This window comes from Pseudomonadota bacterium (assembly GCA_039714795.1).
Classification (GTDB): Bacteria; Pseudomonadota; Alphaproteobacteria; order JAGOMX01; family JAGOMX01; genus JBDLIP01.
In genome coordinates, this window is sequence record JBDLIP010000053.1 from 1 (window position 1) to 12,010 (window position 12,010).

Sequence of the window (12,010 nt, forward strand, 5' to 3'; positions counted from 1 at the left end):
GATAGTTGAATAGCTGTAGTCACCAAATTAAAAATAATTTAATATTTATATAATACAATAATAATGTCAGCAATGACATAATTATACTCTTAGTTTTAATAAACGGAGGTTGTCATGACTAAAGATTTAAAAACATTTTTTAGAGAGGAAAGTGGAGCGACAGCTATTGAATATGGTCTGATAGCTGCTCTGATTTCAGTTGTAATTGTTGCTTCTGTTACTCTTGTCGGAGGGGCTTTAGATACAACGTTTAATGATATCGCAAATAACCTATAATTTAGATAGGCTACCACAGGCCCCACTATACCTAGACATAGACATAGACATAGACATAGACACAGTGGGGGCTTTTTTTAATAAACCCCATTTACTTGCCCAATCTGGATAGCAGTATCATTATCCGCGCTAGCAACAATTTCCGGAGCGGCTGCTTCTGGAATAGGGTTTTTTGTTATATCATCTTCTGCTATGTCCGCTTCTGTTATGTTTCTAAGCGCCAAAGTTTTTGGAGCTTCTTCGGCTTTTTTATAGACGTGGAACATAGCCAGATTTCTCCTAACATCTTCTTCTCTGAGATCTACACTATAAAGCTGTGCAGCTTTTTCTACATCTCCAGAAAGTCCCAGCGCCATTGCAAGATTTTGTCGGTCCCGTTGTGTGGCATTGGGCCGATCTGCCGCAGATGAAAGAAGGGAGACCCCTGTGTCGTATTTTCCTTCTAGCACGAGGGAGAGTCCCAAGTTAGATTTGACGCCCCAGTGATCGGGAGAAAGAGCCAAAGCCTTTTGATACAATTCCTGGGCTTGCTTATGATTCCCCTTAATATCATGACACACTCCCATACCATTCAAAGATGGAATATCCTGGGTATCCTTGCGAAGGACTCTAGAATAGGCGTCAATGCACGAATCTGGTTCATTGCTGACAAGGTAAATTTTCCCTAACTCTCGTAGGGCCCCTGAATGCTCTCGTTTGGCAAGAACGCGCTCGAGCACACCAATCGATTTTTTGTATTGCCCAAGGGCAGCCAAAGATCGAGCCAGACCCATTTGTGCATCTACATCCTTAGGGTCCATATCCAGGGCTTGTCGGTAAAGCTTTACTGCTGTGGCATAGTCTTGTGAGTCCTTCATTGAGTCAGCAATCCGGACTAAAGGACTATAAGGAGTACCCGATGCTGCTGCATCTTTTTGCCGTTGTTCCAATTTATTTTGACAACCTGAACCAAGTGCTGCAATCGATAGAAAAAAAATTGTAAAAAAAATTCGTTGTTTATATGCCATTTGAAAAAATGCCTCCAAGCTTTAAAAGTGTTGCTAGTATTATCTTTGAGGGTTAAACCTCATGTCACAAGGAGATTATAGTCGTAAATTTTTCCATGAGCAACTCCATAATGGCACTTGAAAAGTTAATTAAATCACGCTAGCCTTTCTTAAAAGCAACTAAACAAGGGGGCTGTGGGTGTCAAATTTCCATTGGCTATTTTTAGGGGTCTGTTTTTTGACGGCCCTACATGACTTTCTCTATTTTAAGATCCCCAATTATTTGGTGTTGATCCTCATGGTGCTGTTTGTGATAAAGGTGGCCATTTTTCAGGGACTATCTGATTTGTATTTTCCACTGCTTGTGTTTGCAGGATTCCTTACAGCAGGGTTCGCCTTGTACTCATTTAAACTGTTTGGGGCAGGTGATGCGAAATTATTAGCAGCTACGGCAATGTGGGCCGTTGAGTTAAATTTACTGGCGTTTGTTGTCTTTACAGCATTAGCTGGAGGTATTCTTAGTATTTTGTATTTGTGGTTAGGCAAGACATTTGAAGCGACCCGTGTCCATGCCGTGAATTTATTGTCAAAAGGCTTAGTAGCAAAGTTTAAGGGTCAAAAGGTAGAAGTGACAGAACCAGCAAGTGGGGCAAATCGTGTGGTTCCATATGGTGTGGCCATATTTGTTGGGGCTGTTGTGGTAATAATCCAATCAGGGATGAGGTAGGAACTATGAAATCAAGAGACATCGCTGTTTTCGCAGTGGCGTTAGTGCTGGCCGTGGGGGTCGCATTTGTAACCCGTATGGTGATCCAGACAAAAAGAAGTGAAGCTGTTGTCGTCCAAGGTGCAAAAGCGCCAACAGCTAGGGTGCTGGTGGCTGAGGCAAATTTGCCTGTTGGTTCAACGCTGACAAAACAAAAAGCTAAATGGCAAGATTGGCCTGAAGATTCTGTGGACGGACACTATGTGACGCCAAGCAAAATCAAGAAAAAGACGCTTTATGGCTCGATCGTACGTTATCCGATCACTAAGGGTGAGCCTATTAAGACGGCCAATCTGTTGATGAAAGGGGATAAGAGTATCCTGTCAGCAATTGTACGTCCCGGCATGCGGGCGTTTACCATAGCGCTAGATCGCAAGACGAATATCAGTGGGTGGATAGCTCCCAGAGATTTGGTAGACGTTATTGTAGCTGCTCGCCAGGGGGGCTCTAATCGTGCCTTTCTTGGTAAAACGGTTGTCAGTAAAGTCCCTGTGTTGGCGGTAGATAGCGCTCTACAAGCGGATGATGACAAGCGGGGAGATAAGCCTCCTCAGACGATTACCCTTGAAGTTACGCCGGATCAGGCGGAACGTTTGGCAGCAGCCATAGAAGAGGGCAAGCCTGTCATAAGTTTGCATAGCTTTGCAGATCACAATCGAAGGGCAGTGGCAAGCAGGCGACCACAGTCTAAAGGTAGTAGAGCCGTGACAATGATTCGCGGTAGCGAAGAAATGGAAACGGTTAACGTTAGAGGAGAATGAGGAAAACGATGAAAAGGATACCAATAATCATGAACTTCTTTTTTACTAGAAGTGTGCAGGTTGGGCTGGCGTTAACGCTCGCTCTGCTTCTGCTCCCTATAGAGGTGTATGCGGAAAAAGCGCATCGATCAATGTCACTTGAGCAAGATACAGCTGAGATTTTTAAGCTGGATTCAGAAGTGACTGAGATTTTTGTTGCCAATCCGGATATAGCCGATATTCAGTTAAACAGCCCAAAAGTTGCCTACGTTTTTGGTAAAAAGCCAGGTGTTACAACCGTCTTTGCCACAGATGCTGGAGGGAACACGGTACTAGAACTTGAACTGGATGTTACTCATAATTTGCGGCAACTAAATCGCATTGTTCGAACCGCGTATCCAGATGAGCGCGTTCGAGTGCAATCTTCTCCTGCGGGAATTGTGTTGAGCGGAAAAGTAACTTCGGCGCAAACTGCAAAGAATATCGAAAATATTACCAGTCGGTATTTGGGGACCAATCAGTTGATTGTGAACAATATGAATGTTTCGCAGCCAACTCAGGTTTATCTGAAGGTAAGAGTTGCTGAGGTACAGCGCAGAGTATTGGATATTTTGAATATCAACTGGGCTTCAAACATTAAAGGCGGTGGTTCTAATCCAATTTTTGGAGTATTGACCGGTCGTAACCCGTTTGATCCTGCCGTTTTAATGGGGGATGCTTTTGCAAGAAACACAGATGGTCTCTCTAGTATTGGCTATAGGCATGCGGGAAATACTGACGTTACAGGACTGATTGACGCCCTAGACAAGGAAAGTCTTGCCAGCATACTAGCTGAACCGAATTTGGTGTGTATGTCAGGAAGGACTGCCAGCTTTTTGGCTGGAGGAGAATTCCCTTATCCGGTACCCCAGGGTGACAACAACACAACCATTGAGTTTAAGGAGTTTGGTATTAGCCTCTCATTTACTCCAACGGTTCTTTCAAAGAGTCTTATCAACTTGAGAGTTCGCCCAGAGGTTAGTGACGTATCGGATCAAAATGCTGTAACTTTACCTACGGGTGCAGCAGGCCAAGTCTTTAGGATACCAAGTATCGTCACTCGCAGAGCAGAAACTTCCGTTGAGCTTGGAAGTGGTGATAGCCTAGCAATTGCTGGTTTGTTCTCGAACAATATCAGGAACAGCCTAAGTGAATTGCCAGGCCTTGCAGACATTCCAATCTTAGGGGCCTTGTTCCGTTCGACTGAGTTCCAACGAGATGAGACCGAGCTGGTGATTATCGTAACTGTCTACACGGTCAATCCAGTAAAGGAAGAGGATTTGTCTTTGCCAACAGATGGACTGATGCACGCGCATCACATGGGGACAATTTTGATGAAGCGGTTGAATCGGTTGATTTATGGAACCGAAGTGGATCCAGATCCGAGAACCAACAGGTCTGACACCCAGCCAGCGGTTAATCTGGTTGGTGCAGCTGGCTTTCACGTTGAGTAAAGGGAGAATTGATAATGAATAAATATACAACGATTTCTGTCGCAGCTCTTGCCGCATTGTTGGTAGGTTGCACCGAGTGGGGTAACCCTCCTTTCCGCAACGCGATTCCAACGACATCAGGGCCATGGAAAGCCGATGTAGAAAGGCTTTCCGATGAGGATGACATTAAGTTTGCCTCAGGCAGCGGTAAAATTAACAACGCTGGGATTGCAAAACTAAAGGGGCTGGTTGGTAGGAAGACGACACCTAAGCCTCCTGTGCATGCACGCATTATCACTCACACTGCAAGAGGTGATATGCACAATCTAACGAAGCAACGGATTGCAACGATTATTCGTTGCTTGAAGAAGCTTGGGGATATATGCCCGAATATGATTGAGGTGTTTTATGCCGAGCAAACAGATACGGAACGGAAGAACACAATTACTGTGTCTCTAGATCAGTACCGAGCTGTTGGACCCCAATGTCCTGGTTGGAATGAGTACATGAATACCTATGGTATGCCAGAGGGAGAAGCTCACTTTGGTTGTACATACGCCAAAAACGAAGGGGCAATGCTACATGATCCCTATGACATGTATAAGGAGCGCCGTAGTCCTGCAATTGGTCAGGCTGATGGCGAGCGGCAAAATCTTGCGATTTCTCGTTATCGAAAAGGTAAGGAAGAGCCCCTTAAAATAGAAAAGGTAGAAACTGGAAAGTAGTTCGTTAAAAAGGCTCCCCAGATCCCTATTGGGGGGCCTTTTTTTTAAAGGGGAATCAAATGGCTAAACAAGAACAAAGTAATAAGCTGTTAGCTTTCGTATGTGACCAGGAAAGTAAGAATATTATTCAATCCATTGCTTTGCAACGCCTGGGCCTTGAAACAGAAGCTCATCTGGGAGATAGCGGCCAAGCAATTGACCATCTAAAGTCTAACCGCACTCCAAAGATTATTTTGGTTGATATTTCAGGGGTTGCTTTGCCTGCTTCTGAAATGCAGAAATTGGCAGAAGTTTGTGAGCCGGGGGTTGAGGTGATAGCCATCGGTGATCGTAATGAGGTTGGTATCTTCAGATCTTTGATGGAATTGGGCGTTGGAGACTATATTGCCAAACCACTTAATGCTGAGCTTCTGGTTAAAAGTATTGAGCGGCTTTTAGAAGATGAGTCAACCCAGGTGAAAACAACGCATGGGTTTGCACACCTTGGAAAAGGGGTGACCTTTATAGGGGCTCGTGGAGGAGTCGGGACGTCTACGATACTTGCAAATTGCGCGGCAACAATGGCAACAAAGCACTCGAAACGTGTTTCTATTGTTGACTTTGACCGACAACTTGGAGTGCAATCTAGGTTGTTTGACCTGAAACCAAGCAGTGGTTTACGTGAGCTGTTTGAATCACCAGATCGCCTAGATCCAGTTTTTATTGACCGGTCTATGACAAAATATAATGACCATCTTTATATATTGAGCACCGAAGAGGGCCTTAATGAGAACTATACGTCTTCTTCCAAAGTAAATGTATCTTTGTTAAAAATTCTCAAAAACCAATTCCACTACTCTTTCTTAGACCTTCCGCGTCACTTCATGGACGAGCAAAATGCCCTATTGTTCCAACAAACAGAAATCGTTGTGATTGTTGCTGATCTAACGATATTGTCGATGCGAGATACGGTACGAATTCTTAAATTACTAACTGCGGCGAAAAAAACGTCCCAAAGGGTTTTAATTGTTGCTAATCGGGTGAATGCTTACAAAGAAGGAGAACTGCCACAGCAGGCTTTTGAAGATGCAGTCGAGAGAAAAATTGATCATCTTATAGCTTTTGACGCTTTTAAGACTTTGGTTGCTTTAAATATGGGGCAAACCATTGTTGAACAAGGCGGTCTATTTGCTAAAGGAGTGGAAAACTTGGTCGAACTCTTGTTAGGTCGAGATATACCAGGTGGCATTTCAAAACAGGGACTTATTAACTATTTTTTCACTAAGAAAGCCTAACTTTAAGACTGGTAGCATCTAGCTTGCCCTTCTTTTTGGCAAGCTAGGCCGTAACAGTTTTAAAGGATAGCAGATATGTCGATTTTTCGGCGAAAAAAACAAGTGCATGAACTGACGCAAGCTGTAGCAAACAATCGTGATGCAAGTATTGCAGTCAGTGATAAAATTAATTATAAGAACAAAACTTATACAACAACTGATTTGAATTTATCTCAGTCTCTGGTTGAATTTCGCTATCAAGCATTCGAGAGACTTATTTCACAAATGGATTTAAATGCTGCATCCAAAGTTTCTCCTGAAGATTTAAAACGCGAAGTAGAAGAGTTCATAGAACACTTTACCGAAGAATCTCAAGTGCAGATTAATTTTCGCGAGCAACAACATATTGCTCAGGAAATAGTCAACGATATGATAGGGCTAGGGCCTTTAGAACCCTTGCTTAAGGATCCAGCCATTACAGATGTTATGGTTAATGCGCCGGATTCTGTTTATATTGAGCGCATGGGGAAGTTAGAAAAAACTGACGTCAAATTTCAAAATAATAAGCATATTTTCCAAATTGCCCAAAGAATTGCCAATCAAGTTGGCAGAAGAATTGATGAATCCAGTCCCATGGTTGACGCACGTTTAAAAGATGGTAGTCGTGTGAACGTGATTATTCCGCCCATTGCACTTGATAGCCCATCGGTTTCCATCAGGCGCTTTTCTAAAAAGACAATTGGGTTTGATCAAATGGTAAAACAGAAGAACATTTCCCAAAACATGCTCGAACTGCTAAAGATTGCAGCAAAATCTCGGCTCAATATTCTTGTATCTGGAGGAACTGGAGCCGGAAAAACAACACTGTTAAATGCTCTGTCACAATTGATCGACAAACGCGAGCGTATCTTGACAGTAGAAGACTCTGCCGAATTAAAATTGGGACAACCCCATGTCATTCGCCTGGAAAGTCGTCCCCCAAATATTGAAGGACAGGGTGAAGTCACAATCCGAGATCTTGTAAAAAACGCGCTCAGAATGCGACCGGACCGCATTGTTGTTGGAGAGTGTCGAAGCGCTGAAACGTTCGATATGTTGCAAGCGATGAATACCGGACATGATGGTTCGATGTCGACCCTGCATGCCAACAGTTCCCGAGAAGCGCTGAATCGTTTAGAGAATATGATTTTGATGAGCGGTCATGAACTCCCCAATGCAGTCATTAAGAGCTATATAGCTGATGCTATTGATCTTATTGTGCATGTTGCCCGTATGCGAGATGGGGTGAGACGGATAACTGAAATTAGCGATATCATTGATTTTCAAGATGGGGTGATCAGAAATAAACTCCTCTTCGAATTTAAGTATCAAGGAGAAGATGAAGATGGGCAAATTCATGGTGAGTTTCAGTGCGTAAATGACTCACCAAGCTTTAGTCACAAGATCGATTTTTTCAACTTGTCTTCTGAATTAAACAAAGCACTGTCAAAACAATAGGAGAAGAAGCAATCATGGATTATTTTTCGTCAGAGCAAGCATTAACGTTTTTGTCAATTGCGGCAGCCGTTTTCTTTTTGTCGATCACTTGCATCATTTTCCTCTTTATAGGAAGACGGGCGGCTCAATCAAAATTAAAATCCCGATTGGACTCGATGACCGAAAAAGGCAAAGCACAAATCTCGAAAACTGCCCTTTTTCAATATGAGCGAGAAACACTTCTGCAGAAAAAATTCAAACGCTACCACAAGGGTTCTATGAGTCAAACACTTAAACAGCGTGGAATTCGTCTATCGCCAATTGTTTTTTTCTCACTATTTTTTGCTGCGACCGTGCTGCTGGCTATGTCAATCCAGTTTTCATTAGAACTTGGGATGCTGACGAGTAGTGTGGTTTCTTTTGTATTTTTGGGACTCAGTGTTAATTTTTATCTAAGCACTGTAAAAACGCGTCAAGAGCAAGCGTTCTTGATGCTCTTTCCTGTTGCACTTGATATCATTTCACGTGGATTACGGGCTGGTACCACGGTTGAAAAAACATTCATGACTGTTGCTCAAGAAGTGGAGGCTCCCATTGGTCCTGAATTTGCCACTATTTGCAAACAAATAAATTTTGGTATGCCCTTTGAAGATGCCTTGCGTGCATCTGTCGACCGTGTGCAAGTAAAGGATTATGCATTCTTTGTGGTTGCATTAATTATTCAGCGCCGAACCGGAGGAAGCCTTTCAGAACTGGTAGGTAATATTTCTGCTATTATTCGTCGCAGACAAGAGCTCAAATTAAAGATTAAAGCTCTTTCTTCAGAAGCAAGAGCGACAGGTATGATTGTTGGCTCCTTACCGTTTCTAGCAATGCTTGGGATGCTATTTTTTAGCCCTGACTACATTGAGACATTTCAAAAAGATCCCGCTGGGCGTAAATTGATGGCCCTTGCCATGGGATTAATTTTAACGTGTGTGATCGTGATTCGCCGGATGGTCCGCTTTAGAATTTAAGTAAAGAAATTTTAGCGAAGAAATTGATAAAATCATTGATAAAATCTAAGTGAGGAGAAGAAAATGGGACCGATAACTATTGAGGAAATTTTGGTACTAGCTCTAACTTTTGTGGGGTTTCTGTTAACCTATTTCGTGATACAAAGGTTTTTCTCCAAGCGTGATTTACAAACACGTATGGCTAGCATACAAAAGACGACTTCGTCTCATTCTAAAGGGGCGGAGGCCATGAGGACAGAACAATTAAAAATTCTGGGCAACTCACGGTCTAGAAAAAATACTTCATCGTTTTCACAAATGTTTTCTGGTATGACTTCTGGTGCCAAAACAAAATTTGAACGTGCTGGATTGACACCTATTAACGCCCCAGCAATTATGGCCTTTTCGATCGTAGCTTCACTTGTTTTCTTTATAACACTGGGATTTATCTTGGTTGTTTTTGTTCCACCCCTTAATGAGCAGACTATGATCATTAAACTATGTGTCATGTTATTAGCGATTCTTTTGGGATATAAATTCGTCGACATTGCAATAAATTTCATGATAAAAAGGCGCTATGAAAAAATTCGCAAGGATCTTTCCAGTGCATTAGATTTGCTAGTCGTTTGTACAAATGCTGGTTTAAGTATTGATAAAAGCTTTGAACATGTTGCCCAAGAAATAGGAGATAGTAACGTTGAACTTGGTAAAGAATTTGCTCTTACCGCAATTGAGCTGGCAATTCTCCCAGATCGGCGGGTGGCTTTTCAAAATTTAGCAAAGCGTGTGTATATTCCGCTGATTCGAGGAATGGCAACAACCTTGGTACAGGCAGAAGAACAAGGATCATCGATCAGCCAAACCCTTAAAATCCTTTCGCATGAATTTAGTGAAAAGGTTTTACTGGAAGCAGAGGCTAAAGCAGCTAAATTACCAGCGGTTCTTTCGGTACCTGTCGTGGCTTTAATTCTGCCCAGTTTATTAATTGTTTTGCTGGCTCCGGCTATCTTGAGCTTGAATGAGACTTACCGCTTCTTCTAAACGTATACTTCCTCGATTCCCGGAAAATGTAACTATTGGGATGATGAGGCGTTAGCGCAGCTTATCATGAAAAATAAATAAATCTTCATGATGTAGCCCTGAACGATAGCGGATTCTATGTTGCTTACACAAGAAAATCCAGATATAATGAAAGTGATGTAATTAATTTATTTAAAGGAAAAGTAAAATGTTCAAGCTTAAATACATCCTATCTTCCCTAGCTGTCTTAGTGGTTCTTGCAGGAACATCTTTTTATACCTTTAAAGACCAGTTGTCACAATATGGCCCTACCGCAAAACTAACAACTTGCATGTCTGGAGAACCATCCATTTCCGTAGAGATGTATTCTCTGCCAAACTGTCGCTACTGCCGTTATGCCAAGACATTGCTTGACCAAAAGGGGGCCCAGGTTAAAATTCTCGACCTGCAACAAAACCCAAACCTGCGTCACAACTTTCTTGAGCGCACTGGCGGGAAAACCTCGGTGCCTCAGATTTTCATTGATGGCCACCATGTTGGAGGATACAGCCACCTAAAGTCCCTCAATCGCAAAGGAAAGCTGGAATGCTACCTTAAATGCGGTGTAAATAAGAATTGCTAACAGCAGCTTATATTTGCTGTCATGTATCCTCTATTACTTGCTGCAGATTTTTGCAAGAAATAACCTCAACACTGATGGTATAAAACGACTTGATTGCCACCTTTACCTCGCCGGAAATTATACGGATAAATATTATCGGTTGACCACTGACTTAGCCGTATACATAATTTTCCCAAATTGCAATTTGTACTTTCAATTTGGGAAGTTTTTTGTGCTAAACCAATTGAGAAATCAGCAACAATCGTGCCAACCCTTGCCCATCCATCTCACCATCAATTTTTTGTGGATAAAAGTGCCGTTGGAACGCCGTAATCACTGCTTTGGTTTGTTTACCCAAAACTCCATCGCAAGTAATTTCATATCCCACACTTTTGAGAAGTTCTTGCACATACGCCACATTATTCACTCTCGAAGATGCAACCTTCAGCGATGAAATATCAATTTCATTTGGATAAATACCCACGCCATGCTCGGCAAAGCCTTGCCAATCAAAGTACTCTCCAGGATCGGCCTTACGGGTGGGCGCTATATCACTGTGGCCCAGGATATTTTTAGGTGGAATCGCGTACTTTTGCATCAGTACCTGACACAACTTCAAACAACTCCGCAGCTGTGGCTGCGCAAAAGGCCCATGCCCAGGATGCACCATCTCGATTCCCAAAGACCAGGTGTTAAGACCTTGCCTATTTCGCCAAGCGCTTACTCCTGCATGCCAAGCCCGCATAGCATCAGGCACCAGCTGAAACACTTCTCCTTGTTCATCAATAAGATAGTGCGCGCTTACTGGGTTATTGGACTTTGCATCTGTAAGCACATCCACCGATAAATCAAAATCACATGCTGTGTAATGGAGAATAATGTATTCAATGCGGCTGCCAGGCTCACGTTGGTCATAATTTGGTGAAACAATGGCGCACTTTAATTGCAACACGCTCTTCTGCTGTAACTAATTAGGTTGGCAATTAAATCAAAGGAATGATAATACTTTTTGCAGACGGCTACCTTACCCTTTTCTTCGTAAATTAAAATTTCTGACATGGTTGCGAATGAATTCCCCTTTGTGTAGGCAAAATCTATCAAATGATGCTATCAAACACAATTGATTTGCGTAACCTATCGGTAACCCATTCACGGCTGCAAGCTGGCACTTGTACAGTTCTATTCCAAACTTCTCTAAAGCCATCCTAAATTTGTCCAACGTATCGCACAAAAATGATTCCTATTCAGTGGGTACCAAGCTTTTAGCCGATATGCTTCTTTCCTGGTAGAGTTTGTTTCAATGGCAGGCTATCCCCAGTTATGCCACCAGAAAACTTGGTTTGGGGGAGGTTTGGGGGAAGTGTGGAATAGAACTGGTACAGTGCCGTAGGGAAACTGCGCATGTTTATTAATGCCAACCGTATAGGCATGCTACACCTTCCCCAGAAGTTGTTCTGCGGGAATGAAAAGATAAAGATCATAAGGCTCTTTTGCGTTTTGAGTGGGTAATCTGAATTTTAGGTAGGCGAACAGCGTAGGTTCAGCTGGTAAAATTCCAAGCCTTCAACAAGTAAATAAAGCATCGTTTTAAATAATTTATTCTTAACCCAAGTTCAACGGCCTGAGCCCCTAAAACCCTAAAAACCCCCTTATTTCGAAAAAAGATTTCCTATAATACAAGATGTTAATGTTTCAGATGT

At 42.5% G+C, this 12,010-nt stretch carries 12 protein-coding genes; 10 read left to right on the forward strand and 2 right to left on the reverse strand.

Annotation, left to right across the window (positions count from 1 at the left end):
- Nucleotides 1–114 precede the first annotated feature (114 nt).
- Entirely contained in the window at nt 115–276 is a 162-nt protein-coding gene (locus tag ABFQ95_05120; protein MEN8236905.1) for a Flp family type IVb pilin, read from the forward strand.
- 77 nt (nt 277–353) lie between these two features.
- Here ABFQ95_05120 and ABFQ95_05125 read toward each other — a convergent pair whose 3' ends face one another.
- Nucleotides 354–1,283: a tetratricopeptide repeat protein gene (locus tag ABFQ95_05125; GenBank protein ID MEN8236906.1), complete on the reverse strand. Its 930-nt coding sequence runs from the start codon at nt 1,281–1,283 to the stop codon at nt 354–356.
- Between the two features lie 178 nt (nt 1,284–1,461).
- On the opposite strand from ABFQ95_05125, the gene ABFQ95_05130 reads away from it, so the two are divergent.
- From ABFQ95_05130 to ABFQ95_05170, 9 genes are all read left to right on the forward strand, one after another.
- Nucleotides 1,462–1,989, forward strand: coding sequence for a prepilin peptidase (locus tag ABFQ95_05130; protein ID MEN8236907.1), 528 nt, complete (start codon nt 1,462–1,464; stop codon nt 1,987–1,989).
- Nucleotides 1,990–1,994: 5 nt separating this feature from the next.
- On the forward strand, nt 1,995–2,789 hold the full coding sequence (gene cpaB / locus ABFQ95_05135; protein MEN8236908.1) for a Flp pilus assembly protein CpaB: 795 nt from the start codon (nt 1,995–1,997) through the stop codon (nt 2,787–2,789).
- A 29-nt stretch (nt 2,790–2,818) separates the two neighbouring features.
- A complete protein-coding gene (locus ABFQ95_05140; protein ID MEN8236909.1) occupies nt 2,819–4,261 on the forward strand; it encodes a type II and III secretion system protein family protein in 1,443 nt (480 codons plus the stop codon).
- Between the two features lie 14 nt (nt 4,262–4,275).
- The gene (locus ABFQ95_05145; protein MEN8236910.1) at nt 4,276–4,965 is read left to right on the forward strand and encodes a CpaD family pilus assembly lipoprotein; all 690 of its coding nucleotides are present in this window, start codon (nt 4,276–4,278) and stop codon (nt 4,963–4,965) included.
- A gap of 59 nt (nt 4,966–5,024) precedes the next feature.
- Nucleotides 5,025–6,239: a hypothetical protein gene (locus tag ABFQ95_05150; protein MEN8236911.1), complete on the forward strand. Its 1,215-nt coding sequence runs from the start codon at nt 5,025–5,027 to the stop codon at nt 6,237–6,239.
- Nucleotides 6,240–6,314: 75 nt separating this feature from the next.
- Nucleotides 6,315–7,715: a CpaF family protein gene (locus tag ABFQ95_05155; GenBank protein ID MEN8236912.1), complete on the forward strand. Its 1,401-nt coding sequence runs from the start codon at nt 6,315–6,317 to the stop codon at nt 7,713–7,715.
- A gap of 14 nt (nt 7,716–7,729) precedes the next feature.
- Nucleotides 7,730–8,710: a type II secretion system F family protein gene (locus ABFQ95_05160; GenBank protein MEN8236913.1), complete on the forward strand. Its 981-nt coding sequence runs from the start codon at nt 7,730–7,732 to the stop codon at nt 8,708–8,710.
- Between the two features lie 63 nt (nt 8,711–8,773).
- Nucleotides 8,774–9,730 (forward strand): type II secretion system F family protein, encoded by a 957-nt coding sequence (locus ABFQ95_05165; GenBank protein MEN8236914.1) that lies wholly within the window; start codon nt 8,774–8,776, stop codon nt 9,728–9,730.
- Between the two features lie 187 nt (nt 9,731–9,917).
- A complete protein-coding gene (locus tag ABFQ95_05170; GenBank protein ID MEN8236915.1) occupies nt 9,918–10,331 on the forward strand; it encodes a glutaredoxin domain-containing protein in 414 nt (137 codons plus the stop codon).
- Between the two features lie 214 nt (nt 10,332–10,545).
- Here ABFQ95_05170 and ABFQ95_05175 read toward each other — a convergent pair whose 3' ends face one another.
- On the reverse strand, nt 10,546–11,262 hold the full coding sequence (locus ABFQ95_05175; GenBank protein MEN8236916.1) for an N-acetylmuramoyl-L-alanine amidase: 717 nt from the start codon (nt 11,260–11,262) through the stop codon (nt 10,546–10,548).
- Nucleotides 11,263–12,010: the final 748 nt, after the last annotated feature.

What these genes read in the sequence shown, in the direction of transcription:
- ABFQ95_05145 (MEN8236910.1), top strand. Translation starts at nt 4,276, where the DNA reads ATGAATAAATATACAACGATTTCTGTCGCAGCTCTTGCCGCATTGTTG.
- ABFQ95_05155 (MEN8236912.1), top strand. Translation starts at nt 6,315, where the DNA reads ATGTCGATTTTTCGGCGAAAAAAACAAGTGCATGAACTGACGCAAGCT.
- ABFQ95_05120 (MEN8236905.1), top strand. Translation starts at nt 115, where the DNA reads ATGACTAAAGATTTAAAAACATTTTTTAGAGAGGAAAGTGGAGCGACA.
- ABFQ95_05165 (MEN8236914.1), top strand. Translation starts at nt 8,774, where the DNA reads ATGGGACCGATAACTATTGAGGAAATTTTGGTACTAGCTCTAACTTTT.
- ABFQ95_05125 (MEN8236906.1), bottom strand. Translation starts at nt 1,283, where the DNA reads ATGGCATATAAACAACGAATTTTTTTTACAATTTTTTTTCTATCGATT.
- ABFQ95_05170 (MEN8236915.1), top strand. Translation starts at nt 9,918, where the DNA reads ATGTTCAAGCTTAAATACATCCTATCTTCCCTAGCTGTCTTAGTGGTT.
- ABFQ95_05140 (MEN8236909.1), top strand. Translation starts at nt 2,819, where the DNA reads ATGAACTTCTTTTTTACTAGAAGTGTGCAGGTTGGGCTGGCGTTAACG.
- cpaB (MEN8236908.1), top strand. Translation starts at nt 1,995, where the DNA reads ATGAAATCAAGAGACATCGCTGTTTTCGCAGTGGCGTTAGTGCTGGCC.
- ABFQ95_05160 (MEN8236913.1), top strand. Translation starts at nt 7,730, where the DNA reads ATGGATTATTTTTCGTCAGAGCAAGCATTAACGTTTTTGTCAATTGCG.
- ABFQ95_05150 (MEN8236911.1), top strand. Translation starts at nt 5,025, where the DNA reads ATGGCTAAACAAGAACAAAGTAATAAGCTGTTAGCTTTCGTATGTGAC.